1 pseudogene is annotated in these 1,554 nt (G+C 72.3%); it reads right to left on the reverse strand.

From position 1 onward, the window contains the following. Window positions 1-464 precede the first annotated feature (464 nt). Window positions 465-1,554: pseudogene (locus tag AC08OV_RS10630) on the reverse strand (hypothetical protein); the annotation flags it as partial.

Genomic DNA, 1,554 nt, shown 5'->3' on the forward strand with positions numbered 1-1,554 from the left:
ATGGAGCCCCTCGACAGCAGCGTGAACTGGCCCAGTTCGGTCGGGTCGCTGCTGTCGAGGGGCTCCATGGGCGGTGCCGTCAGACCGCTGCCGCCCACCGGGTCGAAGTCCGGCGCCGAGGGTGTCCCCCGTCCCGACCGAGCGACGGGCCCGGAGGGCGTCTCGGGCCCCACGGGGTTCGCCCCGGAGGCGGGGCCGGGTGGAGCGGGCGATGCGGACGGGGGCGCCACCGTCCGCGCGTTGCCCGTCTCCCGCTTGCGGCGCAAGACCCCTCCCGAACCGAGATGGTTGACATCGCGGATCCTATGCGCCTCCGAATCACCATCCGAGGCCCCCGAGCCCCGATGCGCAGCGCCGCCGTGGCCGGTTGCGCCTTGTCCGAGGCTCGGGATTCAGTGTGACTCTCCGTGAGTGAACGCGCACGATGGTCGGATGGTTTCCGGTTCCTTGTCGGCGATGCCGGATCAGGGGGAGCGCGGAGGCCCCGCGGCGGAGGGGCCCTGGCCGGTGGGCTCCGGGCCCGTGCCGGCCGCCGGGCCCGAGCCGGTGACCGCCTTAGAGCCGGTGACCGCCTTAGAGCCGGTGGTGGCATCCGGCGCGGCGGCGCGCCGCGGCCGTTCCGGCGACGGCAGGCGCGACGGGTACGGCGCGAGCGGTGGAGCCGGTCGCTGTCCCGTCGATGGTGACCGTCCCTTTGACGGGGCCGGACCGCCGGTGACAAGGACCCCGATGCAGCAGGCCAGGGCCGCCACGGCGAGGACGCACACCGCGCCGGCAAGCCATTTCAGGGTGCCCTCCGACCACGGTGCCCACGCCGCCATCGCGTCCCACGCGTCGCCGAGGTCGCCGCCCTCGGGTTGCCAGAAGTGCGGAAACACCATCGAGATCGCCCAGGTCTGCAGGGTGGTCGCGCCGGCCAGGAAGAGCAGCGGCATGATCCGGGAGAGATGGCGGCCGGTCGCCGCCGCGCCCATCCCGACCCCGATCGCCAGCGACGCCAGGCCCGCATACAGGTAGCGGCCGGAGATCCCGCTGACGTGGAAGTACCTGTCGAAGTTCTTCGCGGACTGCAGGGTCATCAGGCCGAACAGCGCCCAGGTGGGCCAGAGCAGGAACAGCAGGTCCACCCGGATGCGTCCGGTCCGGGCCCGGATGAGGGCGAGGGCGAAGAAGACGATGACGACGGCGGTGCCCGTGCGCACCGGGACCGTCGTCAGGTTGACCTCGAACCATCCGAAGGATCCCCACCAGCGCAGGATCGTCCCGTTGATCAGCAGCTCGGTGTAGGCACCCCAGTCGTCGCTCAGATACTGGCCGAGGGGGAATCCCGGCGTCTCCGGTTGGAAGGTGCCGTAACGGACGATGTTGACGATCCACCACCAGCCGCCGAGCGCGATCGCCAGCGCGCCGCCGAGCAGCAGTTGGCGCCAGGGCACGCGAAGCGCGGAGGCGGGTGGTCCCGCGGGTCCGGCCTCGGCGAGCAGGAAGGGCTCCGTCTCGGTGGGGTGAGAGCCGGTTGCATGTGGGCCGGCTGTGCGGGGGCTGGTTGTGCGG

This window comes from Frankia sp. CeTa3Moorea (genome assembly GCF_978021225.1).